The following is a 24,102-nucleotide window of genomic DNA, read 5'->3' on the forward strand; positions in this document are numbered from 1 at the left end:
AACCGCCTCAAGCAGTGGCGCGGCCTCGCCACGCGCTACGACAAGACCGCAACCGTCTACCAGGCCGCACTCCACCTCGCGGCCATCCACATCTGGGCCGCGAGGTGATCCGTAAGAAACGGCCTAGTCGGCCACCTGGGCCGCCACGGGGGCGGCCACCGGTGCGGGGACCGGGGTGGCCACCGGAGCGGTGAACCCGTCCGCGCGGATGTGGGCCATGGGGTGTCCAGCCACCCGGTAGCGTCCGTTCGGCACCTCGCGGGACCAGGTGACGTGGACGGTCAGCGGGCCCGCCCATTCGTAGCCGTGCTTCTCCGCGTGGCGCAGCAGACTGTCGGTGAGCACCTGTCCCACCGTGCAGCCACGCCGGGTCAGTTCCCCGTACACACCCTCCGCCAGTTCGACGTCATAGGCATTGGGGACCACCGTCCGCTCCGGTCCGCAGACCACGGCATGATCGTCGCACTCCCGTCGCAGCGCTTCGACGAGTTCCACGGGCTCGCTCCGGAACATCTTGGCGAGCAGTCCTTGTTGCCAGCGCTCTATCGCTCGTTCCCATCGGCTCAGCGTCTCCATGGCCTCCCGGGTTCCCTGAAAGGATCACCTCATGCCCGGTCGGTGCCCGCGCGGATGCGGGGGCACGGGTCGGATGACCGGTGCCCCCGCTGTTCCGGCCCTGGTCAGCCGCGCAGTGGACCGAAGAAGACACGCAGGTCGGCGGCGACGCTGCCGGGCAGCTCCATGGCCACGAAGTGGTGGCTGCCCGGGTTGCCCTCCGGCCAGTGGGTGATGGTGTTGTGGCGCTCGGCCAGCCGCCGGATCCCGGGCGGGCCGCTGTACACACCGGTCGGCACCGCCTTCTGACCCTCCGGCCAGACGAACTCGGTGGACTCGTACATGGGCCAGGAGGAGGAGCCGAAGGTGTCGGTGAGCCAGTAGAGGGTGAGGTTGGTCAGCAGCAGATCGCGGTCGAGGATCTCGTCCGGCAGCTTGTCCGCCATGCTGAACTCGTTGAACTTCTGCACCATCCAGGCCAGCGCCCCGACCGGGGAGTCGTGCCAGGCGTGGGCGAAGGTCTGCGGCGCGGCGCGCAGCAGCCTGTGGTGGTCGACCCCGGACATCCAGTCCTGGCTCTGCAGGAAGGCGAAGGCGGCCCGCTCCTCCTCGTTCATCTCGGGGACATCGGCCTCGGTGGGGAAGCCGAGCCCGCCGATCACATAGACCCCGGCCACATGGTCCGGGGCGGCCTTGGCCACCGCGGGGGCGATGTACGCCCCGAGGTCCCCGCCCTGGACGCCGTAGCGCTCATAGCCCAGGCGGCGCATCAGTTCGGCCCACATGCTCCCCACCCGGGCCACATTCCAGCCGGTGACGGGCGGCGGGCCGGAGAAGCCGAAGCCGGGCGGCGAGGGGATCACCACATGGAACGCCTGGGCGGGGTCGGCGCCGTGGGCGCGCGGGTCGGTGAGGTGGCCGATGATGTCGAGGAACTCCACGAAGGAGTTGGGCCAGCCGTGTGTCAGCAGCAGCGGCAGGGCGTCCGGCTCGGGGGAACGGATATGCAGGAAGTGGCTGTCGATCCCGTCGATCTCGGTCATGAACTGCGGGAACTCATTGATCCGGGCTTCCTGGCGGCGCCAGTCGAAACCGGTGCGCCAGTGGTCGGCCAGCTCCTTGAGGTACGCGGTGGGAACACCACGGCTCCAGCCCTCGCCCGGCAACTGCCGGGTCCAGCGCGCACGGGCCAGGCGGTCGGTCAGATCGTCCAGGTCGGCCTGCGGGATATCGATGCGGAAGGGGCGGATCTCGGTGCTCATCTTCATGTCCTCCACGGGGAGTTCCTGGGCGTCCGTCGTGCGATGTGAAGAACGGTAATGGCCATATAGGTCAGATCGTGACCTCTATCTGTCCTCTACGGAGTCTCTGTGACATCCGGTTCCGGAGCCGTGAGTAGACACTGTCTACTCGTGACTGGTAGACAGTGTCTATGGATGAGCGCGGCAGAGGGCTTGAGGCCCGACTGGTGGACGTGGGAGTCGACTTGGTGACCAGGGAGGGGGTGCAGGCGCTGACCCTGCGCGAGATCGCACGCCGGGCCGGGGTCTCGCACGGTGCGCCGCGCCGCTACTTCCCGACCCATCTGGATCTGCTGTCCGCCATCGCGCGGCAGGGCTTCGCCGACCTCGCCGCCCGCACCGCCACGGCGCTGGCGGACACCGAGGTGGCGGCGCGCGCCCAGATCACGGCGCTGGGCCGGGTGTATCTCGACTTCGCACGCACCGACCGCGGCATGTTCGAGCTGATGTTCCGCCACGATCTGCTGGAGAGTGGCCAACTCCGGCTGCGGGACACCAGCCTGCCGCTGTTCGGGGTGCTGGTGGACCTCGTGGCCCGAGCTCGGCCGTCCTCCGGTGCCGAACCGGCCGTCGTGGCGGCCGCGCTGTGGGCGAATCTGCATGGCATCGCCCAGCTGTGGGGCTGGGGCAGCCTCCAGCTCGCCACCGGCACCGAGGACATCGAACCGCTGCTGCGCGCCGCGGTGGACGCCCACCTCGGACCGGAGGGCCGATGAGCACCGTAGGCCGCAGGCGCCTCACCCTTGTCAGCAGCATCACCGGAGCGGTCATCGTCGCCTTGGACGGCACCGTGCTGACGGTCGCCCAGCCCGCCCTGGGCCGGGACCTCGACGCGGGCTACGCCGAGGTCCAGTGGACCAGTACCGGCTACCTCATCGCCGTGGCCAGTCTGCTGGTGTTCGCGGGCCGCCTCGGTGACGTCTACGGCCACCGCAGGATCTTCGCCGTCGGAGTGCTGGGCTTCGCCGCCACATCGGCCGGTATCGGACTGGCGGACGACATCGGCTGGGTCATCGCCTTGCGCGTCGCCCAGGGGGTGTGCGGTGCGCTGTTGCAGCCTGCCACGCTCGGCATGCTCCGTGCCGCCTATCCGCCCGACAAGCTCGGTATGCCCATCGCGCTGCGCACGGCCGCCATCGGGGTGTCGGCCGCGGCCGGTCCGGTCCTCGGTGGCGCGCTCGTCGCCGAGTCGGGCTGGCGGGCGGTGTTCTTCCTCAATGTCCTCCCCGCAGTCGCCGTGGGTGTCCTGGCCCTCACTGACCGGATACCGGAGCCGAAGCCCGCTCCGGACGGTGCCCGGGGGCTCGACCTGTCCGGCGCCTGTCTGCTCGCGGTGGCCCTGGTGGCCCTGGTGCACACCCTCGTGGCGCTGCCGGATGACGGCTGGACGGCCGCCACCTGGCTGGGGCTCACCGCCGTCGTCGTGGTCGGCGTGGCCTTCGTACGGCATGAACGGCGGACGGCGAGCCCGCTGATAGCGCCCGGTGTACTGCGCTCGACTCCCGTCAGCTCGGCGCTCGGCGTCCTGGTGACCGCGTCGGCCGCGCTGTTCGGGACGCTGTTCGTCGGGACGTACTACCTCCAGGACGTACTGGGCCTCGACCCCCTGCACAGCGCACTGAGGTCGCTGCCGCTGGCCGTCATGATGGTGGCGAGCGCGCCCGCCTCGGCTGTACTGCTGCGGTGGCAGGGAGCCCGCCGGACGGTGACCGCGGGGATGGTGCTCGTGATGCTCGGCGTCCTGCTGATGTCCGGTCTCGGCCGGTCCTCGTCCGTCGTGGCCACCGGTGGCTGCTTCCTGCTGCTGGGGGCCGGGTTCGGCACCGTGATGGTCACCGCTACCCATGTGATCGTGCGTCAGGCGTCCGTGGCCACCGCGGGGGTGGCCGGTGGACTTCAGCAGACGGCGATGAACATCGGTCCCGCGCTCGGGGTCGCGGCGGCGACCACACTGATGACCCTCATCGCGCCCGGCGGCGCAGCCGGTGACCGGGGTGCGGGCGAGGGGCCACATCTGTCCGCGGACGCCTTCCTCACCGCCATGCGGCCGACGTTCCTCGCCCTCGCGGCCGTGGCCGCGGTCGGCGCCGTGCTGGCCGGCCGGCTGCCCGGACGCACTCTGCTCCGGCCCGAGGCGTCGGAGCCTTCCGGGACGGCGGCCTCCGATCCGGATCCGGCGGCACGGACCTGAGACCACCGACGGTCGATCACCGGTTCACCGCCCTCCTGGGGAATGTCCGGAAGGGCGGTGACACCACGGGACACCAACAGCCCCCGGGCGGGGGAAAGCACTCTGCGGCGCGGTGGACACCGGCCGTGGCGGCCGCCGCCGGAACGGCTGCGTGCGGACCGCGGGACACCCCCGCTCGGTGGGACGTCAACCGCGCGGAGCGGCCGGGCCGTTACGACTGAGTGCTGACCGAGGCGCCCTGCCCGTGCGGTCCGGCGTCCGGCCGCGTATCCGTCAGTGGTGGCGCGGGGAGCTCATCGGCGCCGCTCGCCCCCTCCACAGCGGTGGTGGCCTCGTCCTCCGCGGCCCGGCTCAACTGGGCCGCCACCGCGTCCGTACGGCGCCGCAGGGCGCGCACCCGCTCGGCGGCCCCGACCTCCAGCCGCCCCGGTGCCGCAGGGAGGACCGGCACCCCCAGGGACTCGGCGGTGACGACCAGACTGTGCGCCACCTCGGGCTGCTGCGCCAGCAGCGCGGTGGTGAACAGATGGGCCCGCAGCGTCTTCTCCCGGCCGAACGCGCCCCGGTAGACGATCTCGCAGGCCACCTCCCGGGAGTCCAGCCGCTGGTCACCGGAAGTCTCCAGGGCGGCGAGGGCCACCGCGCCCAGGCCCTCGACCACCTTGGTCACCGCCCACTTGCGGCCGGGGAGCGGCGGCAGCAGATCACGGACGCGGTCGATCTCGGCGTCGAAGCCGTCCGTGGTCATCGCGCTGAAGGCATCGTGCAGTTGCAGCCGCACCACCTGCTGCCACGGGATGTCCTCCCCGTCGAAGCCCACCGACTCCGGACCGAAGCGCAGCGCGCCGATCGAGTCCAGCGGCCGCAGGGCCCGCGCGGTGACGGCGGGCACCCGCGGATGGCGGCAGACCAGCGCCCCGAGGGAGAACTCCCACTCCTCGGTGGCCGGAGCGGCCGGGGCGGGCAGCGTGCCGAGCACGCCGACCGCCCAGTCGCCGGACGCCGCCATCCCCGAACGGCCCGCGGCGGCACCGCGGTTCAGCACCGTCCTGCCTGCACCGGCGGCGGCGGACGTCACCGCGCCCGCCGCCGACGTCACCGTGCCGGCGGCGGATGTCACCGCGTCACCGATACCGCGCAGCCTGCCCCGTGCCCCCATGCGACACCATGTCCTTCCATCCGGTCGAGTGCCGGAAGGAAGTGTCTCAGTCCAGGGCGACGAGCAGGTCTCCGCCCTCCACCTGCTGGATCGTGTTGATGGCGATCCGGGACACCGTTCCGGCCTTCGGAGCGGCGATGGTGGCCTCCATCTTCATCGCCTCGATGGTGGCCACCGTGGCACCGGCCTCCACCTCGTCGCCCTCGGACACCGTCAGGGTCACCACACCCGCGAACGGGGCCGCGACATGGCCGGGGTTGGACCGGTCGGCCTTCTCGGTGACCGGGACGTCGGTCGCCGCCGAGGTGTCCCGCACCTGGATCGGACGGAGCTGGCCGTTGAGCGTGGACATCACCGTGCGCATACCGCGCTCGTCCGCGTCGCCCACCGCCTCCAACTCGATGAGCAGCCGGACACCGGGGTCGAGGTCCACGGTGTACTCCTGCCGCGGGCGCAGCCCGTAGAAGAAGTCCTTGCTGTCCAGCACGCTGGTGTCGCCGAACGCCTCGCGGTGCGTCTCGAACTCCTTGGTCGGCCCGGGGAACAGCAGCCGGTTGAGCGTGGCCCGCGGCTCCTTCGCCAGCTGCTCCCGGTCCTCCGCGGACAGTTCGCCGTCCGTCGGCTTGGACGCGGCGCGGCCTTCCAGCGCCCGGGTGCGGAACGGCTCCGGCCAGCCGCCGGGCGGGTTGCCCAGCTCACCGCGGAGGAAGCCGATGACCGAGTCCGGGATGTCGAAGCGGTTCGGCTCGGCCTCGAAGTCCTCCGGCGACACACCCGCCCCCACCAGATGCAGCGCCAGGTCGCCGACCACCTTGGACGACGGGGTGACCTTCACCAGGTGGCCGAGGATCCGGTCCGCGGCGGTGTACATCGCCTCGATCTCCTCGAAGCGGTCCCCGAGTCCGAGCGCGATGGCCTGGGTGCGCAGATTGGAGAGCTGGCCACCGGGGATCTCGTGGTGGTACACCCGTCCGGTCGGCGAGGCGAGCCCCGCCTCGAACGGTGCGTAGATCTTGCGCACGGCCTCCCAGTACGGCTCCAGCGCGCCGACCGCCTCCAGGCTGAGCCCGGTGGGCCGGTCGGAGTGGTCGGTGGCGGCCACGATCGCCGACAGCGACGGCTGCGAGGTGGTCCCCGCCATTGACGCCACCGCCCCGTCCACCGCGTCCGCCCCGGCCTGGACCGCCGCCAGGTAGGTGGCCAGCTGGCCACCGGCGGTGTCATGGGTGTGGATGTGTACCGGCAGGTCGAACTCCCGGCGTAGCGCGGACACCAGCTTCACCGCGGCCGGGGCGCGCAGCAGCCCCGCCATGTCCTTGATGGCCAGCACATGGGCGCCCGCGTCCACGATCTGCTCGGCCAGCCGGAGGTAGTAGTCCAGCGTGTATAGCTGCTCCGAGGGGTCGGACAGGTCCGAGGTGTAGCAGAGCGCGACCTCGGCCAGCGCGGTGCCCGTCTCCCGGACCGCTTCGATGGCGGGCCGCATCTGCCCGACGTCATTGAGCGCGTCGAAGATACGGAAGATGTCGATCCCGGTGGCCGTTGCCTCCTGGACGAAGGCGGTGGTCACCTCGGTGGGGTACGGCGTGTAGCCCACCGTGTTCCGGCCGCGCAGCAGCATCTGCAGACAGATGTTCGGCACCGCCTCGCGCAGGGCGGCAAGACGCTCCCAGGGGTCCTCGGCGAGGAAGCGCAGCGCCACGTCGTAGGTGGCGCCGCCCCAGCACTCCAGGGACAGCAGCTCGGGCGCGGTGCGTGCCATCACGGGGGCGACGGCCAGCAGGTCCTTGGTGCGCACCCGGGTCGCCAGCAGCGACTGGTGGGCGTCCCGGAAGGTGGTGTCGGTGACGCCGATGGTGGGGGACTCGCGCAGCCAGCGCGCGAAGCCGTCCGGACCGAGCTCGGTGAGCCGCTGCTTGGAACCGGCGGGCGGTTCGCCGGCGGGCAGCCGCGGCAGCTTGTCGGCGGCGTCGATGAGGTGCGGCCGCTCGCCGTGGGGCTTGTTCACCGTGACGTCGGCGAGGTAGGTGAGCAGCTTGGTGCCGCGGTCGGCGGAGTGGCGCGCGGTCAGCAGATGCGGCCGCTGTTCGATGAAGGAGGTGGTCACCCGCCCGGCCTGGAAGTCCGGGTCCTCCAGCACCGCCTGGAGGAACGGGATGTTGGTGGACACCCCGCGGATCCGGAACTCGGCGACGGCACGCCGGGCGCGGCCGATGGCGGTGGCGAAGTCGCGGCCCCGGCAGGACAGCTTGACCAGCATCGAGTCGAAGTGGGCGCTGATCTCGGTACCGGCGTGGGCGGTGCCGCCGTCCAGACGGATGCCCGAGCCGCCGGGGGAGCGGTAGGCGCTGATCATGCCGGTGTCCGGGCGGAAGCCGTTGGCCGGGTCCTCGGTGGTGATCCGGCACTGGAGGGCGGCCCCGCGGGTGTACACCGACTCCTGGGCCAGCCCGAGGTCGGACAGGGTCTGCCCGGAGGCGATCCGCATCTGCGACTGGACCAGGTCCACGTCGGTGATCTCCTCGGTCACCGTGTGCTCGACCTGGATGCGCGGGTTCATCTCGATGAACACGTGCTGGCCGTTGCGGTCGAGCAGGAATTCCACGGTGCCTGCGTTGCGGTAGCCGATCTGCCGGGCGAACTTCACCGCGTCGGCGCAGATCCGGTCGCGCAGTCCGGGGTCGAGGTTGGGCGCGGGCGCGAGCTCGATGACCTTCTGGTGGCGCCGCTGCACCGAACAGTCGCGCTCGAAGAGGTGGATCACATTGCCCTCGCCGTCGGCGAGGATCTGCACCTCGATATGGCGCGGCTCGACGACGGCCTTCTCCAGGAACACCGTGGCGTCGCCGAAGGCGGCGTCGGCCTCGCGGGACGCGGCCTCGATGGACTCGCGCAGCGTCGAGGGGTCCTCGACCCGGCGCATTCCGCGCCCGCCGCCACCGGCCACCGCCTTGACGAACACCGGGAAGCCGAGCTCCTCGGCGGCCCCTACCAGCTCGTCGATGTCGGTGGAGGGCTCCGAGGAGCCGAGCACCGGAACCCCGGCGGCGCGGGCCGCGGCCACTGCGCGCGCCTTGTTCCCGGTCAGCTCGAGGGTGTCCGCGCTGGGGCCGACGAAGGTGATCCCCGCCTCCTCGCACGCCCGTGCGAGATCGGGGTTCTCGGAGAGGAAGCCGTATCCCGGGTAGACCGCGTCCGCCCCGGCCTTGCGGGCGGCGGCGACGATCTCCTCGACGGACAGATAGGCGCGCACCGGGTGGCCGGGCTCCCCGATCTCGTACGCCTCGTCCGCCTTGAGCCGGTGCAGCGAATTGCGATCCTCGTGCGGGAAGACCGCGACTGTCCTCGCCCCCAGCTCATAGCCGGCGCGGAAGGCGCGAATGGCGATTTCTCCACGGTTGGCGACCAGCACCTTGCGGAACATGCCCGATCCCTTCTACCTGCCCGGTACGACCACAAGCCCGCCCGGTGGGGGCATGAGCTCGCGGGCGACACTACTGCCGAGTTGTCCGGCGGCCGCCCTCGTGTGATCCACTTCTCGTGACGTATGCGGTGCTCCTACCCAGCCGACCGGAAACATCCCGCCACTATGTGAGACGCCTGGGTGGCAACCGTCACGCTACCCGGCGCGTCTACGGTGGTACGCCGGTGTCCGCCCCTTGAGAGGACCGCCCCGTATGCCCGCCCCCGCCTCCGGTCCGCGCTCCGTGGACCGTGCGCTGGACATCCTGGACGCCGTGGCGGACGCCGACCGCCCGGTCACCGCGAAGGCGCTCGCACGGCGGCTCGGCTGCTCGCTGTCCACCGTCTACCACCTGCTGGGCCCGCTGACCGGCCGTGGCCATCTGACCCGCACCGGCGAGGGCTATGTGCCCGGACCGCGGGCCGTCGCGCTGCACCGCTCCTTCCAGCGGCAGCTCGGGGCGGGCCCCGGTGCGGCCGAGCTGCTGCGCCGGGTGCGGGAGACCGCGGGGCTCCCGGCGTATCTCACCGTGTACCGGGACGGGCGGATCACGATGATCGACTCCACCACCCCGGCCACCGCGCAGGACGACCCCTTCGTGCCCGGTCCCGAGGTGCGGGCGCACGCCACCGCACACGGCAAGATGCTGCTGGCCCAGCTGCCCCGGGCGGTCCGCCACCGCTATCTGGACTCCCACGGCATGGCCCGGCTGACCGAGCGGACCATCACCGGCGCCGAGCGGTTCGAGGCCGAGCTGGTCCGGGTCCGCGGGGACGGCGTGGCCGTCTCGATCGGTGAGGCCGATCCGGCGTACGCGTGTCTCGCGGTGCCCCTCACACCGCCGGGGGACGGCGGGCCGGGCCGGGTGGCGCACGCCCTGTCGGTCTCCCTGCCCGCCGAGGACTTCCCCCGGCGGCACGGCGAGGTGCGGGCGGTACTGACCCGGGAGGCGGCCCGCTCGGTCTCCGGCGGCCCGTGCCCGTAGCCGCCTGCCGGCCGGTTTTCCGACTGTGGCGGAATCGGCGCACCCGTGAGGTGCGGATGGCGGGCACCGGCAGCACAGTGGCAGGACACGCCGCGCCCGCGCGGCTGCCGCAGTTCCGTGTCCGGTCCGCACCAGCGCGAAAGCAGCCTCCATGATCTTCATCGCCGTCAAGTTCACCGTCCGTCCCGAGCGCAGCGCCGACTGGCTCGACCTCGTCGACGGCTTCACCCGTGCCACCCGCGAGGAGCCGGGCAATCTCTTCTTCGAGTGGTCGCGCAGCGTGGACGACCCGCATGGGTTCGTCCTGCTGGAGGCGTTCGCCGACGCCGACGCGGGGGCGGCGCACGTCCGGAGCGCGCACTTCACGGCCGCCATGGAGACCATGGCCGAGGCCATCGCCACCACCCCGGAGATCATCAACGTGGAGGTCCCGGGCCAGGGCTGGAACACCATGGCCGAGCTGACCCCGCGCAACCCGGCCTGAGCCCGGTCCGCGGCCGTGCCCGGCCGGTCCGATGGCGGGACGGCCGGGCGCCCACCAGACTGGTCCGCGGGGATGTCCGGCCCCGTCCGGGAGCCCTGTGGAAGCGCCGCACGCGGAAGGACACCGCCATGACGGACGAACCCCGGCCCGGTCCGCTGCGGGTCCTGGTCCTCGGCGCCGCGCTGCGCCAGGGCTCGACCAATGTCCGGCTCGCCTCCCTGGTGGCGCGTCTGATCGACGGCCACGGTGCGGTCGCCGATTTCGCCCCGCTGCCCGAGTTCGACATGCCGCTGTACAACGCCGACGTGGAGGAGGCCCATGGGCTGCCACCGGGTGCGCTGGCCCTCCGCGACCGGCTGGAGTCGAGCGACGCCTTCGTGATCGCGTCGCCCGAGTACAACGCCTCGGTGCCCGGGGTGCTGAAGAACGCCATCGACTGGGTTTCCCGGGTCCGGCCGCAGCCGTTCAAGACCAAGCACGCGCTGCTGGTGTCCGCCTCCCCGTCGATGGCGGGCGGCAACCGCGGGCTGTGGGTGCTGCGGGTTCCGCTGGAGCATCTGGGCACCCGTGTCTACCCGGACATGTTCAGCCTCGCCCGGGCGCACGAGGGGTTCACCGAGGACGGGGACCTCGCCGACCCCGGTCTGCAACAGCGGCTCACCGACACCGTCCACGGCTTCCTCGGCCTGGTCGAGGCGGACCTCCGCTACGGCTGTCTGCAGCGCCGGTGGTACGAGTTCCTGGGCGACCGCACCGGGGCGCCCGTCACCCAGCGTGCCGAGGACTGACGCCGCGGGCCCGCGAAGACCGGCAGGGCAGGGCCCAGCCATCCGGAAGGCGGACGCGGCGGCGGAAAACGACCATGCGCCCGGTCATGGCCAATTCCGGGTTCTCCGCTCATCATGCCGCCATGGCAGCGAATCTGACGCGTCGTCACATTCTTGGGCTGGCCGCGCTGCAGAGCGCCGCGGCCCTGGGGCTCACCCGTATCGGTCTCACCCCGGCGGCGGCCGCCTCGAGCGCCGACCACGTCCCCGCGGTCGTGGTCGGATCCGGCTACGGGGCCGCGGTCGCGGCGCTGCGGCTGGGCGAGGCGGGCATCCGCACCCTGGTCATCGAGATGGGGCGGCTGTGGGACGCCCCCGGTGGGGACGGCCGGGTGTACTGCCCGATGACCTCCCCCGACGGGCGCTCCATGTGGTTCAAGAAGCGCACCGAGGCGCCCCTGTCCACGCTCCTGTGGCTGGACGTCATCAACCGCGACATCGCCCCCTACCCCGGTGTGCTGGACCGGGTCCGCTACCCCGGGATGTCCGTCTACGTCGGACGCGGGGTCGGCGGGGGTTCCCTGGTCAACGGCGGGATCGCGGTCACCCCGCCGCGCGCGTACTTCGAGGAGGTGCTGCCGGGCGTCGACGCCCAGACGATGTACGGCACCTACTTCCCGCTGGCCAACCGGATGCTCGGCACCTCCACCGTGCCGTCCGCCTGGTTCGAGTCCACCGAGTGGTACGCCTACGCCCGGGTCGCGCGCTCCCAGGCACAGCGCGCCGGGCTGAAGACCGTGTTCGTGCCCAATGTGTACGACTTCGACTACATGCAGCGCGAGGCCGCCGGGACCGCCACCAAGTCCGCCCTGGGCCAGGAGGTCATCTACGGCAACAACTTCGGCAAGCGCAGCCTCGACAAGACCTATCTCGCCGCCGCGCTCGGCACCGGCAATGTCACCCTCCACACCCTCAGCCGGGCCAGGGCGATACGGCAGGACGCCGACGGCTCCTACGTCCTCACCGTGGACCGCATCGACTACACCGGTCACGTCACCGCCACCGACGAGATCTCCTGCCGCTCGCTCTTCCTCGGCGCGGGCAGCCTCGGCACCTCCGAACTGCTGGTGCGGGCCCGCGAGACCGGTGCGCTGCCCCGGCTCAACGCGGAGGTCGGCCGGGGCTGGGGCGGTAACGGCAATGTGATGCTCGGCCGCGCCAACCACGTCTGGAACCCCACCGGGTCGCGTCAGTCCACCATCCCGGTGATGGCCATCGACGCCTGGTCGGACAGGAATCCGGTGTTCGCCGAGATCGCTCCGCTGCCCGCCGGTCTGGAGACCTGGGTCAGTCTCTACCTGGCCATCACCAAGAACCCCGAACGGGCCACCTTCACCTATGATGCCGCGCGGGACACCACCGTCCTGAACTGGACCCGCGGCCAGAGCGCCCCCTCCGTGGCCGCCGCCAAGGCCCTCTTCGACCGGATGAACCTCGCCAATGTCACCATCTACCGGTACGACCTCTTCGGCGACACCCGGGCCTTCGCGGACGACTTCTGCTACCACCCGCTCGGCGGCTGTGTCCTGGGCCGGGCCACCGACACCTACGGCCGCGCCACCGGGTACGAGCGGCTCTACGTCACCGACGGTTCGCTGATCCCGGGATCCATCGGGGTCAATCCGTTCGTCACCATCACGGCCCTGGCCGAACGCACCATGGCCCGGGTGCTGGCCGAGGACGACGTGGGGCGGTAGCCCCCGTCCCCGCGTCCCTGGTCGGCGGGTATGTTGTCGGACGCACGATCAGGTGACCGAGGCGGCGGAGGACAGATGGCAACGGCCGAGGCCGCGCGGAACACCCGGAGGGCCGGGACACCGCTGGTGTCGGGGCCCTCCCGCACCTGGCCCAGCTCGCTCAAGTGGGCGCTGCTCATCCCGGTGTCGAGCACCCTGGCGAGCTGGTTGGCCCAGTACCCGCACGGTATGTGGCTCGGGATCCCGCTCACGTTCTTCACCGCCGGTGCCGCGGCGGTCGTCGTCGGGGGCCTGTGGCACCGCGGGGGCGTGGCCACCGCGGTGTGCATCGGTGCGTTCGTGCTCGCCTTCTTCGCCGGGCCCGTGCTCTACGAGGTCTACGCGAAGCAGGCCGGTGAGGCGGTCGACGCCGTGGTGACCGCGACCGGGCAGCGCGAGTCCATCAGGCACAAGCCGCTGGAGAGCTGCACCGTGGCCGAACCCTCGGGCGCCGTGCACCACATCTCCCAGCAGCAGAACTGCTTCGGCCAGTTCCGCACCGGTCAGCACGTGACCCTCTACAAGGACCCCGCCGGGCTGCTCGAACCCTTCGCCGACACCCCCGGCAACCGCGCCCCCGACATCACCGGACTGGCCGTGACCGCCGGACTGTTCGCACTCACCGGAGCCGGCGTGTTCCTCGCGGGGCAGCGGCGGCGCTGACACCGGCACCGACCGCCCTGGTGTACAGGACAGGACCTAGCTGAACGGAATGGTCAGCCAGGGGCTGGCCGGGTCGGTGGTCAGGATGCGGTGCGCCGTGAGCATGTCCTCGTACCAGCTGCCGAACTCCTCCTCGTCGAAGTGGAGACAGCGTCCGAGGACGTAGGCGGCGGAGAACTCCTCCCACGAGCGGTAGTTGGCCTGTGCCGCGCGGCTCGCCCGCAGCACCGCGTGTTCGGCCTCCGGCAGGGTGCAGAACCGGGCGGCCAGCCCCCAGCGGGCCATCCCCGAGGCCCGGCCGTAGTCCCATGCCTCCACGGTGCGGATGAACTTGCCGTCGGCCAGCAGTCCGTCGGCCCGGAACCGCGCCTCGTACCGGGCGATCCGCCCGATGAGCCGCTGAACACCCGCGACCTGCGCCTCCACCTCCGCGTTCTCCCGCGGCTCGGTCTTGGTGACCCCGTCGGGGGTGATCTGGAACTCGGCCTCGGCCGCATTGCGCCGCAGCACCCGCTCGGCCACCGCCCGCCAGTGGTCCACCCCGACCGGCCCGGCGAAGTCCAGGGCCAGCGAGCGGCGGACGCCCAGCGCGAACTCCCAGACACCGCTGATCATTTCGGCCGTGAGCAGCACCTCCTGGGTGCGCTGCCACTCCGCGCGGCTGGTGACCCCCCACCACTCCTTGAGCCGGTTGCGCTCGCTGGTGTAGCCACCGCCGTGGTAGGCCATGGCGTTCCACAGCTCGCCGTTCTTCACGAACAGCAGTGCCGCGCAGGCCAGACCATGGGCCACCGGCCCCTCCGTGGCCCCGCCGGAGTCCAGTCCGCGCAGCTCCAGATGGGAGTGGCCGCAGCCCGGGGCGTTCTGGGCGTGCTGCTTCCACAGGGCGCGCTGTGCGGGCCCCGCGGGGAAGAACGTCTCGCACGGTGTGCCGGGGTTGATGACGATCCACGGCGGATCACCGGGCCGCCACTCGTCGGCGAACCACTCCAGCGACTGCGAGAGGAAGACCGTCTCCGGATGGGGAGCGGGGAGCATGCCCTCGGTGAACACCGGCAGACACTCCGCCCCGACCTGCTGGTACCAGTACGGGGTGAACCGCACGGTCCTGGGATGTGTCTGGAGCCGGGTGTACGAGTCGGCCACGAACAGGTCCGTGCGCGCCAGCACATCGAAGTACGCGGGCCAGTCACCACGGCTCTTCGCCGCGTAGAGCTCCCGCTCGACCCGGCTGGGTGCCTGCCAGCCCGTCGTCGCCCCGTGACCGCCGTGTTGTTCCGGCCCGGCGGCGAGCCCCTCCCCGTTCCCCATGACGGCCAACCCTATCTATCCGAGCGCGGCGAGCACGAACAGGGACAGCACCCACAACACCGGCAGGAGGACCACGAACGACGCAGGACGCCGGAAAACGGGCTCCCCGACGGCCGGGCGCGCGCCGAACTGGTCATGTCCCGGGTCCGGCAGCTTGTTGACCTTCGAGCGCGCCACCAGGTCCGCGATGATGGTGAACGGGTTGAACAGCGCCGCGGAGAACGGGCTCCACCAGCCCTGCCACAGCGTCCTGCTCATCATGTCGCGGAACACCGAGGTGCCGCAGATCCGGCAGAACGGCCCCTCCAGCTTGCGGAAGGCCATCATCAGCACCAGCCCCTGGTGGCTGCGGAAGGTGACGTCCGCGGCGGGGAATCCGCCGCAGACCCGGCAGGTGTGCTGACCGTGGGCCGCGGCCTGGGGATGGACCCCGGGCTGCGGGTACGCCCCGGGCTGGGGATGGCCGCCGGGCAGGCCGTACGGACCCGGCTCGCCGTACGCACCGGGGTGGGCCGGGGCGCCGGGCACCGGCTGCGGTGCCTGCTGCACCTGAGGGGCCGCCGGGGCCTGGGGCGCGCCGTATCCGGCACCGGGAACCGCGCCGTAGGGGTTTCCGGGCGGTGGTGGCTGTGACATGAACGTCCCTTGGAAAGACTTACGCATGAACAGGTCAAACCTATCGTCCGGCGCGACCCGCTCAGCCCAGTGCCCGGTCGAGGTTGAAAGCGGCGCTGATCAGGGCGAGATGGGTGAACGCCTGCGGGAAGTTGCCGCTCTGCTCACCGGTGCGCCCGATCTCCTCCGCGTACAGCCCGAGGTGGTTGGCGTACGTCAGCATCTTCTCGAAGGCCAGCCGGGCCTCGTCCACCCGGCCCGCCCGGGACAGCGCCTCGACGTACCAGAACGAGCAGATCGAGAAGGTGCCCTCCTCGCCCGGCAGTCCGTCCGGGCTGCGCTGCGGGTCGTAGCGGTAGACCAGTGAGTCGGACACCAGCTCCTCGCCCAGGGCGTCCAGGGTGGACAGCCACTTGGGGTCGGTGGGGGAGATGAACTTGGCGAGCGGCATCATCAGCACCGCGGCATCGAGCACATCGGCCCCCTCGTGCTGGACGAACGCCCGCCGGTCCGCGCACCACCCGTCGCGCATGATCCGGCGGTAGATGGTGTCCCGGGCCCGCGCCCAGCGCAGGGTGTCCGCGGGCAGTCCGCGGCGGGAGGCGATCCGCATGGCCCGCTCGATCGCGACCCAGCACATCAGCTGCGAGTAGAGGAACCGCTGGTCGCCGCTGCGGGCTTCCCAGATCCCGCGGTCCGGCTGGTCCCAGTGGTCGCAGACCCAGCCGACGAGGTCGGCGATGGTGTCCCAGTGCGCACTGGACAGCGGCTGGCCCCATTTGTCGTAGAGGTACAGCGAGTCCACCAGGGCGCCGTAGATGTCCAGTTGGAGCTGTTCGACCGCCCCGTTGCCGACCCGGACCGGGGCCGAGCCCCGGTATCCCTCCAGATGGGACAGCTCCTCCTCGGGGAGGTCGCTGCGGCCGTCGATGCCGTACATGATCTGGAGCGGTCCGCGGGCACCCTCGTGGAAGCGGATGTTCTCGGACAGGAAGCGGACGAAGTCCTCGGCCTCCTGGGTGAAGCCCAGCCGGAGCATCGCGTAGATGCAGAACGCGGCGTCGCGGACCCAGACGTACCGGTAGTCCCAGTTGCGGGTGCCACCGACCAGCTCCGGCAGGCTGGTGGTGGGCGCGGCCACGATGGCGCCGGTGGGGGCGTAGGTGAGCAGCTTGAGGGTGAGCGCCGAACGGTGCACCATCTCGCGCCAGCGCCCCCGGTAGCGGGACTGGGACAGCCAGCGGCGCCAGTACCGCACGGTCGCGCCGAACTGCTCCTCGGCCTCGGCCAGCGGACAGGACCGGGGCTGGACCGAGTCGCCGATCCGGTCCAGTGCGAAGACCGCGCTCTCGCCCTCGACGAGTTTGAAGGTGGACACCGCGTCCTGGCCGTCGGCCTCGACCGTGACGCTGGAGGTCAGCGCGAGCGACAGACCGGGGCAGCTGAAGACGGTGTGGGTGGGGCCGATGTCCAGGGTGTGGGTCCGCCGTCCGTAGTCGAAGCGGGGGGCCACCCGCGCGGTGAACGGCATCGAACCGCGGACGCACAGCACCCGGCGGATCAGCCGGTGCCGGTCGGCCTCCCGGGAGTCGTCCACGATCGGCATGAAGTCCTGTACCTCGGCGACCCCGTCGTCGGCGAAGAACCGGGTGATCAGGATATTGGTGTCGGGGAAGTAGAACTGCTTGTTCCGCACCGGTACGTCCGGGGCGAGCGCGAAGCACCCGCCGCGGTCCGCGTCCAGGATGGAGGCGAAGACGCTGGGGGCGTCGAACCGGCCACAGCAGTACCAGTCGATGGTGCCGTCGGTGCCGACGAGCGCCGCCGTCCGCAGATCGCCGATCAGGCCGTGCTCGGCGATCGGGAGGTAGCGCGAGGCGTCCACCCCGCTGGGGCGGAGGAGTCCTTCGGGCGCGGTCATCCGGACCTCCCGCGCTTGAGGGGGCAGGAGCTCTCGGTTTCAGGGTACGACCGGCCGGCCGGGGCGACGAGTCGGTCGCCGCCGGGCGGCGGCGCGGGTCAGCCGTCGGCGGTGCGGGTCAGCAGCCTTCGGAGGTGCGGGGCGCGGCCAGCCAGGCCGCCACGGCCGCCGCGATGGGCTGGCCGGTCTCCAGCTCGATAAACCCGAACTGACCGCCTTGATTGCACTCCAGGAACCACCACACGTCATCCTCGTCCTCGGCGAAGTCGAAGGCTCCGTAGGCGAGATTCGTCAGTGACATGTACTCGTAGACCGAGCGGGCGATTCTGTCCGGGACTTCCACCGGTTCCCACAGATGTCCATGGTGGCCGAAGCGGCCATCCACCTGGTCGGCGGCGGAGACCTTACGCGCTGCGAACAACTGGTCACCGACACAGATCAGCCGGATGTCAGCTTGTTTAGGAATGAACCGCTGGAGAAGGGTGGCCCCCGCCGCGACGTCCGAGAAATCCGTTTCAGGCCCGATTCGGGTGGTCGGGAGGGTGACCGGGGGATCGACGCTGGGCGGACCGGAAGTGGATTTCACGACGATGTCGCGGAACTCGGTCGCGAACTCGTGGGCCGCCCGGGGATACGTGGTGACGAGAGTGGCCGGCACGGCGAAACCGCTCCGCTGGGCAATCCTTAACTGGAAGGGTTTGCAGCGGGCCAGGGTGGCGGCCCCGGGGTGGTTCATCCACCGGGCCGTCGTGGCGTACAGCATCCCGTAGAGAGCCTGACCGCACTCGGCGGTCAGCCACTCCGAGGGCTCCTTGGCGTGCGCCGCGGGCTGTCCCGGCCTGCGCACCCAGATGGAGCGCAGGCCGTGCATGCTCATCAGGCGCCCCCCGGTCGACAGATAGCCGGTGAAGTCGCCGCGGTCGAAGTCCGCCGACATGGCGGCGTCCCCGGGCAGGTCCGCGGGATCGAAGCGGACGAGAGGGACGCCGCGTTCGCGCAGCTCCGCCACCACCAGGTCCGCCGTCACATCCTGGCGGCACGTCAGGATGAGTACCGTCATCGAAGTTCTTATCGGTCAGTCGTCGAAGTGCGTCTTCGAACCCGCCGTTGAGGTGGTCGTGCCAGTGGCAAGAAGCACCGCACGGTCGGCGATGGCCGGACGCCCGTCGGAAAGGACATTCAACTGCAGGGCGACGTTATACGAGTAGGGCACAATCGCCGGCGATTGGTCGTCGGCCGGGATTGCGTGGCTCAGTGCAAAAGGCTGCATGAGTGACCTCTGGTGCTCCATGAATTGTTCCAACCGTCACGCAACAGTACGCACCAAAAGTGTAGGAGACTCTCTACGAACTGTTATGTCATTTCTATGCCGGTATGAAATACGTCACAAGGGGAACCCTGTGCTCATTCGGGTACACCGGGTCATGACCACTTCATCGCCGGACGGGAAGTCATGTGGAGTACGTATGAGATGAAGTGGCGACTCAGAGTGAGGAAGAGGAGATGAACCCCGGTCCGCCCAGGGGTTGTTCCTGCTGGGGAAGGACGAGGGTGCGCGTCGGCAGCGGGATCTCGATGCCCTCGGCACGGAACCTGCAGTGGAGTTCCTTCATGAACTCATGCCTGATCAGGTACTGGTCGCTGAACTCCAGGGCGCGCAGGAAGACCGAGAAGTCGATGCCCGACTCGCCGAAGGTGTGGAACCGCACGGTCGTCTCGTGGTCGGCGACCCCGCCCGCGACGGCGGCCATCACCTTCCCGGCGACCTCCAGCGTCACCCGTTCCACATGGGCGAGGTCGCTTCCGTAACCGACCCTGCCCTGCACCATGACGGACATCTGCTCTTCCGGCTGGTGATAGTTGGTCATAATGGTATTGCCCAGTTTGGCGTTGGGGATGATGACGAGGTTGTCCGAGAGCTGACGCACCGCCGTGTTGCGCCAGTTGATGTCCACGACATAGCCCTCCTCCCCGCTGCTGAGCCGGATGTAGTGCCCCGGCTGCACCGTCTTGGAGGCGAGGATGTGCACGCCCGCGAACAGATTGGCCAGAGTGTCCTGAAGGGCCAGGGCCACCGCGAGTCCGCCCACCCCCAGCGCCGTCAGCAGCGGGGCGATGGAGACGCCCAGCGTCTCCAGCAGCACCAGCACCCCCATCGCCAGCACCGCTATCCGCGTGATGTTGACGAAGATGGTGGCCGTTCCGGCCACTCCGGAGCGGGACAGCGCCACCGTCCGGACCAGATCGGCCACCACCCGGGCCGCCGTCACCGTGGTGACCAGGATCAGCACCCCGACCAGTATCTGGTTCACGTCGTGGCGGACCGCGGAGGTCAGCGGCAGCGCCGCGGCGGCCGCCGAACAGCCGGCGGCCAGCGCCGCCCACGGTGCCAGGCTGCACAGGGTGTCGACGATGATGTCGTCGCCGCTCCACCGGGTCCGCCGGGCGCGCACCCCCAGCCAGCGCAGGGCCACCCGCAACAGCAGACCGACCGCCACGCTGGCGAGCAGCGCCGCGCCGACCACGATGATGTCGTGCAGGGTCAGTGCACGGTTCACCGGTCACCACCCCCTGTCTCCACCGGGGTGGAAGGCCGTCCGGAGTGCTGTTCTGTCACGCTGTCACCTGCTCGAGCCGGGAACTACGGGTCGCGTCGGGGCACATCCGTTCGGCCCCGCGCAAGATGCCTATCCTGCCCCATACGGTGAGTGCTCCCGGACGGCGGCCGCCGCACGGCCCGGAGGGCGACGCTGCGCCGGACGGCGGTCCGGGGCCAAGGGGATCGCGTCTCTTTGTGGTGAAATGACGCAGCATGGGGACTCAGCCATACGAAGCGGACCGGACCTGGCCGTTCGTCGTGGCCGCCTACGCCTTTGTGGTCACCATGGTCGGCACCACTCTGCCGACCCCGCTCTACGACAGTTACCAGCGGTGGCTCGGCTTCTCCCCGTTCATGGCCACGGTGATCTTCGCCGTCTATGCCCTCGGCGTCATCGCCGCGCTGCTGCTGTTCGGTCATCTGTCCGATGCCGTCGGCCGACGCCCCGTCATACTGGCGGCCCTGGTGCTGTCGGGCGCCAGCGCCCTGTGCTTCCTCGACGCGGACGGGCTGCCGGAACTCTTCGCGGGCCGCACCCTGTCGGGGCTCTCGGCCGGGCTGGTCACCGGCACCGCCACGGTGACCGTCATCGAACTGGCGCCCCCGCGGCTGCGCGGTTCCTCCACCCTCGTCGCCACCGTCGCCAACCTGGGCGGGCTGGGCCTGGGCTCCCTCCTCGCGGGCACGCTCGCGCAGTGGGCACCGGCCCCGCTGCGGCTGGTGTTCGTGGTGGACCTCGTCCTGGTGGCGGTGGCCGCGGCCGGGGTGCTGGGCCTTCCCGAGACCGTACGGCGGACCGGCCGCCCCCCGCTGCGGCCGGAACGGCTGCGGGTGCCCCGTGAGATGCGCTCCACCTTCGTGGCCGCCTCCATGGCCGGGTTCGCGGGCTTCGCCACCCTGGGGCTGTTCACCTCCGTCACCCCGACCTTCCTGATGGACGTGGAGGGGGTGCGGGACCTCGCCGTCGCCGGTGGTGTGGTGTTCTCGGTGTTCGCCGCCTCCCTCGGCGGTCAGCTACTGGCCCAGCGCCTCGGTATCCGGCGGGCGCTGCCCGGCGGATGCTTCCTCCTGGTGGCGGGCATGGCCGCCATCGCGGGTTCGCTGGCCGCCTCCTCGCTGCTCCTGCTGGTGCTCGGCGCGGTGGTCGCGGGCACCGGGCAGGGGCTCTCGTTCCACGCCGCCGTACGGGCGGTGACCCAGCGCAGCCCGGCCGAACGGCGCGCCGAGGTCACCTCCGCGCTGTTCGTGCTGATGTACCTGGCCATCTCGATCCCGGTGATCGGTGTGGGCGCGCTGTCCGTCACCGTTGGGGTACGCACCGCCGGACTGGTCTTCACCGGCTGTGTGGCGCTGCTGGCCACCGCCACCCTGCTCCGGCTGCTCCGCGACGGCGACCTGGACGATCCGCCGCGCCCCGGAGCGTGACGCCCCGGACGGTGCTCGCCCCCGGCCGGGGGCGAGCAGGGGGTCACCAGGTCACGGGCAGCGCATGGACGCCGTACACCACGGCGTCGTCCCTGAAGCGCAACTGGTCCATCGTCACGGCCGGTTTCAGACCGGGGATCCTGCTCAGCAGGGTGCCGTAGACCACCTCCAGCTCCACCCGGGCCAGATTGGCGCCGATGCACTGGTGGATGCCGTAGCCGAAGGCCAGGTGTTCACGGGCCTCCGTGCGGCGGATGTCGAAGGTGTCCGGGTCGGGGAAGACCGTCTCGTCGTGGTTGGCCGCGTTGTTGAGGGCGAGGATGCCCTCACCGGCGCGGATCACGGTGCCGTCGAGGTCGATGTCCTCCAGGGCGACGCGCGCGGTGCCGGAGTCGGAGATGCCGAAGGTGCGCAGCAACTCCTCGATGGCCCCGGGCAGCAGTGAAGGATCGCTGCGGAGGGACTCCATCTGCTCGGGGTGTTCCAGCAGCGCCAGCACCCCGAGGGAGATCATGCCGGCGGTGGTCTCCTGCCCGCCGACCAGCATCAGCCGGGCCATGGTGACGATGTCCGTGTGGTCGGCGATCCTCTCCTCGCGATTCCTCTCGATGAACCGGCTGAGCAGATCGTGGCCCGGCCGCTCCTCCTTCATGGTGACCAAGGTGTCCAGATAGGTGTCGAGGGCCGTCATGGAGGCCCCGTACTCCTCCGGGCCGAGGCCGTGGTTCATCAGGTGTGCCGACCACCGCCCGAACCGCGGGTGGTCCTCGTACGGGACGCCGAGCAGTTCGCAGATCACCAGGGACGGCACCGGCAGCGCCAGTGCGGTGACCAGGTCCACCGGTCCGCCCGCGGCCAGCATCGCGTCGATCCGATCGTCCACGATCTCCTGTACCCGCGGCCGCATCTCCCGGACCCGGCGGGCGGTGAACTCGGGGATCAGCATCCGGCGCTGCGCGGTGTGGTCCGGCGGATCCATCGACAGCAGCATCGGCCGCAGCTGCTGGAGCGTCTGCTCCGGGACGGGTAACTGATGCGGATAGCCCGGCAGTTTCGGGTTCGAGCTCACCCGTGCGTCACTGAGTAACCTCCGCACATGTTCATGCCTGGTCACCAGCCAGGTGGGCCTGCCGTTGACCTTGAGGGTGGCACGGGACACCGGCTGCTCCCGGCGCAGCTCCGCGTACTCCCGGGGCGGGCTGAAGGGGCAGGCGCGCCGCATGGGGAACGGCGGGTGCGGTGCCATCTCGGGGGGCCGGTCTGCGGACTGGGTCATGGCGCCCTCTCTCATCCGTCAATCGGTTCTCTCCCACCTTATGTATTTCACTTGTACTTTTCCGGTGGATGTTTTCCATGAGGTGTGCGCCGTCCATCGCGACCACGTGAATAGCGCCGAAGTCGTCCCCGGCGTATTCGGTCATTGCGTGCCCACGGTGAACGCCCCGCTCAGGATTCTCCGGCCGGTGGCACCGCGGCACACGCGGTCCGCGCTCCTCGTCGATGGTCGACAGGGTGTCTGGCGCCGCCCGGACCTGCGCGAATCAAGTGGTCGTGGGTCCGGGCCAGTCGTCGGCCTCCGGACGCCCGAGGGTCGGCCACGGGGATGACACGCATAAGACGACTGGCCAATTCCGTGCCATCGTTGAGGATTTCACGATTCCTCGTGACTGCAATGGAGGCGACGCCAGTCGCATACTCTAGGGCCGAACGACGCTGAATCCGGGGTCATTCGTCGCCGGTTGCGCATTGCCGGTGCGGACCACGCCGGTCGGGCACCCCCGGTGGCACTTCGGGCGTCAGGTCATCCGGTGGATGACCGTTCGGGCATCCCCGGCTCCGCTGGGCGTGCCGCCCCCGCCCCGGTCAGAGCTCCAGCACCGTCCGCACCGGCAGATGGTCGCTGGGGAACTGTCCGTCGAGGGAGAAGGTGTCGATGACGGCGTGCCGGGTGCGCACCCCCGGTGAGGTCAGAATCCAGTCGATCCGGTCGCCGTCGGGCACCAGCGGTCCGTAGCCGTGGAACGTGGCGTACTGCTTCCCGCGCCGCTCGGCGGTGTCCCAGGTGTCCACCAGCGCCCCGCCGTCGAGCATCGCGTCATGGACGGGATTGCCGTGGGCGGCCACGTTGAAGTCCCCGGTGACGACGCGGGGGAGGGTGCCGTCGAGCCCGTGCAGCCGCTCGGTGATCAGTGCGGCGGCCCGCTCCCGGGCGTGCTGACTGCGGTGGTCCAGATGGGTGTTGAGGGCGTAGAACCGACGGCCGGTGGTCCGGTCGAGGAACCGGACCCAGGTGACCATGCGGACCACCGCCCCGCCCCAGGTGTTCGAGCCGATCACATACGGGGTGTCGGAGAGCCAGAAGTGGTCGTACTCCAGCGGTTCCAGCCGCTCGGTGTCGTAGAACACCGCCATGAACTCGTCCTTGCTGCCGCCCGCGCGCCCGGTGCCGAGCCAGGCGTGGCGCGGACCGAGGTCATGGGCGATATCGCGCAACTGCCCGTAGAGCCCCTCCTGGGTGCCCAGCAGATGGGGCCGGGCGCGGCGCAGCAGTTCGCGCATGGCGGGGCGGCGCCGGGCCCAGGAGTTGGGTTCGGTGTCGGAGGCGTAGCGGAGGTTGAACGTCATGGTGGTCAGCCCTGGACCGTCCCCCGAGGGGCTGTCCGCGGCGGCGTGCGGGGTCCGGGCGATGAGCGGGAGCGCGAGGGCGGTGACGGCCGCGGCGCGTACGCCGTGACGACGGCTGAACACAGATGCGGGCATGGCTCCTCCAAGGTCCGGCGGTGACCCCTCAGTCTCGGGCCGCACGGTGTGGGCGGAGTGTCCTGCGGGGGCCGCGTGGGGGAACGTATGACCACGCGCCGACGGCC

The 24,102-nt window shown here is 70.8% G+C and carries 20 protein-coding genes and 1 pseudogene; 9 read left to right on the forward strand and 12 right to left on the reverse strand.

Annotated features, from left to right (window positions below):
- Positions 1-108: pseudogene (locus tag NMK44_RS36530) on the forward strand (IS5/IS1182 family transposase); the annotation flags it as partial.
- A gap of 15 nt (positions 109-123) precedes the next feature.
- On the opposite strand, the gene NMK44_RS36535 reads toward NMK44_RS36530, so the two are convergent.
- Both NMK44_RS36535 and NMK44_RS36540 read right to left on the reverse strand, forming a co-directional pair.
- Positions 124-576 carry a DUF3662 domain-containing protein gene (locus NMK44_RS36535; RefSeq protein WP_254751430.1) on the reverse strand — a complete coding sequence of 151 codons (453 nt, stop codon included), beginning with the start codon at positions 574-576 and terminating at the stop codon, positions 124-126.
- 104 nt (positions 577-680) lie between these two features.
- Positions 681-1,817, reverse strand: coding sequence for an epoxide hydrolase family protein (locus tag NMK44_RS36540; RefSeq protein WP_254751436.1), 1,137 nt, complete (start codon positions 1,815-1,817; stop codon positions 681-683).
- A gap of 170 nt (positions 1,818-1,987) precedes the next feature.
- Here NMK44_RS36540 and NMK44_RS36545 point away from each other — a divergent pair, with 170 nt between their 5' ends.
- Positions 1,988-2,572 carry a TetR/AcrR family transcriptional regulator gene (locus tag NMK44_RS36545; RefSeq protein WP_254751438.1) on the forward strand — a complete coding sequence of 195 codons (585 nt, stop codon included), beginning with the start codon at positions 1,988-1,990 and terminating at the stop codon, positions 2,570-2,572.
- Complete coding sequence (locus NMK44_RS36550) at positions 2,569-4,047, forward strand: MFS transporter (RefSeq protein WP_254751439.1); 1,479 nt, start codon at positions 2,569-2,571, stop codon at positions 4,045-4,047. Before NMK44_RS36545 ends, NMK44_RS36550 begins: the two co-directional genes overlap by 4 nt.
- A gap of 211 nt (positions 4,048-4,258) precedes the next feature.
- On the opposite strand, the gene NMK44_RS36555 is transcribed toward NMK44_RS36550, so the two are convergent.
- Positions 4,259-5,206, reverse strand: a complete 948-nt coding sequence (locus NMK44_RS36555) for a hypothetical protein (protein ID WP_254751441.1) — start codon at positions 5,204-5,206, stop codon at positions 4,259-4,261.
- A gap of 46 nt (positions 5,207-5,252) precedes the next feature.
- The gene (locus NMK44_RS36560) at positions 5,253-8,630 is read right to left on the reverse strand and encodes a pyruvate carboxylase (RefSeq protein WP_254751443.1); all 3,378 of its coding nucleotides are present in this window, start codon (positions 8,628-8,630) and stop codon (positions 5,253-5,255) included.
- 253 nt (positions 8,631-8,883) lie between these two features.
- Between NMK44_RS36560 and NMK44_RS36565 the strand changes: the two genes are divergently transcribed.
- The 5 genes from NMK44_RS36565 (at position 8,884) to NMK44_RS36585 (ending at position 13,364) form a co-directional block, all read left to right on the forward strand.
- Complete coding sequence (locus tag NMK44_RS36565) at positions 8,884-9,654, forward strand: IclR family transcriptional regulator (RefSeq protein WP_254751445.1); 771 nt, start codon at positions 8,884-8,886, stop codon at positions 9,652-9,654.
- Between the two features lie 151 nt (positions 9,655-9,805).
- Positions 9,806-10,138: a putative quinol monooxygenase gene (locus NMK44_RS36570; RefSeq protein WP_254751447.1), complete on the forward strand. Its 333-nt coding sequence runs from the start codon at positions 9,806-9,808 to the stop codon at positions 10,136-10,138.
- A 128-nt stretch (positions 10,139-10,266) separates the two neighbouring features.
- On the forward strand, positions 10,267-10,926 hold the full coding sequence (locus tag NMK44_RS36575) for an NADPH-dependent FMN reductase (protein ID WP_254751449.1): 660 nt from the start codon (positions 10,267-10,269) through the stop codon (positions 10,924-10,926).
- Positions 10,927-11,048: 122 nt separating this feature from the next.
- Entirely contained in the window at positions 11,049-12,662 is a 1,614-nt protein-coding gene (locus NMK44_RS36580; RefSeq protein WP_254751453.1) for a GMC oxidoreductase, read from the forward strand.
- A 75-nt stretch (positions 12,663-12,737) separates the two neighbouring features.
- Positions 12,738-13,364, forward strand: coding sequence for a hypothetical protein (locus NMK44_RS36585; protein ID WP_254751456.1), 627 nt, complete (start codon positions 12,738-12,740; stop codon positions 13,362-13,364).
- 36 nt (positions 13,365-13,400) lie between these two features.
- Here the strand turns inward: NMK44_RS36585 and NMK44_RS36590 are convergent, their stop codons facing one another.
- From NMK44_RS36590 to NMK44_RS36615, 6 genes are all read right to left on the reverse strand, one after another.
- Positions 13,401-14,675, reverse strand: coding sequence for a DUF1266 domain-containing protein (locus NMK44_RS36590; protein WP_254751458.1), 1,275 nt, complete (start codon positions 14,673-14,675; stop codon positions 13,401-13,403).
- A gap of 15 nt (positions 14,676-14,690) precedes the next feature.
- Positions 14,691-15,311, reverse strand: a complete 621-nt coding sequence (locus NMK44_RS36595) for a hypothetical protein (protein ID WP_254751463.1) — start codon at positions 15,309-15,311, stop codon at positions 14,691-14,693.
- Between the two features lie 61 nt (positions 15,312-15,372).
- A complete protein-coding gene (locus NMK44_RS36600; protein ID WP_254751466.1) occupies positions 15,373-17,211 on the reverse strand; it encodes a glycoside hydrolase family 15 protein in 1,839 nt (612 codons plus the stop codon).
- Positions 17,212-17,329: 118 nt separating this feature from the next.
- Positions 17,330-18,271: an ATP-grasp ribosomal peptide maturase gene (gene tgmB / locus NMK44_RS36605; RefSeq protein ID WP_254751468.1), complete on the reverse strand. Its 942-nt coding sequence runs from the start codon at positions 18,269-18,271 to the stop codon at positions 17,330-17,332.
- Between the two features lie 15 nt (positions 18,272-18,286).
- Entirely contained in the window at positions 18,287-18,481 is a 195-nt protein-coding gene (gene tgmA / locus NMK44_RS36610; RefSeq protein WP_254751583.1) for a putative ATP-grasp-modified RiPP, read from the reverse strand.
- A 214-nt stretch (positions 18,482-18,695) separates the two neighbouring features.
- A complete protein-coding gene (locus NMK44_RS36615) occupies positions 18,696-19,769 on the reverse strand; it encodes a mechanosensitive ion channel family protein (protein WP_254751473.1) in 1,074 nt (357 codons plus the stop codon).
- A gap of 254 nt (positions 19,770-20,023) precedes the next feature.
- Here NMK44_RS36615 and NMK44_RS36620 point away from each other — a divergent pair, with 254 nt between their 5' ends.
- Positions 20,024-21,235: an MFS transporter gene (locus NMK44_RS36620; RefSeq protein WP_254751475.1), complete on the forward strand. Its 1,212-nt coding sequence runs from the start codon at positions 20,024-20,026 to the stop codon at positions 21,233-21,235.
- 43 nt (positions 21,236-21,278) lie between these two features.
- Here the strand turns inward: NMK44_RS36620 and NMK44_RS36625 are convergent, their stop codons facing one another.
- Together NMK44_RS36625 and NMK44_RS36630 are read right to left on the reverse strand one after the other, a co-directional pair.
- Positions 21,279-22,511 carry a cytochrome P450 gene (locus NMK44_RS36625; protein ID WP_254751477.1) on the reverse strand — a complete coding sequence of 411 codons (1,233 nt, stop codon included), beginning with the start codon at positions 22,509-22,511 and terminating at the stop codon, positions 21,279-21,281.
- A gap of 587 nt (positions 22,512-23,098) precedes the next feature.
- On the reverse strand, positions 23,099-23,995 hold the full coding sequence (locus NMK44_RS36630; RefSeq protein ID WP_254751479.1) for an endonuclease/exonuclease/phosphatase family protein: 897 nt from the start codon (positions 23,993-23,995) through the stop codon (positions 23,099-23,101).
- Positions 23,996-24,102 lie beyond the last annotated feature (107 nt).

The sequence above is a fragment of the Streptomyces cucumeris genome (assembly GCF_024295805.1).
In the GTDB taxonomy this organism is placed as follows: Bacteria; Actinomycetota; Actinomycetes; order Streptomycetales; family Streptomycetaceae; genus Streptomyces; species Streptomyces cucumeris.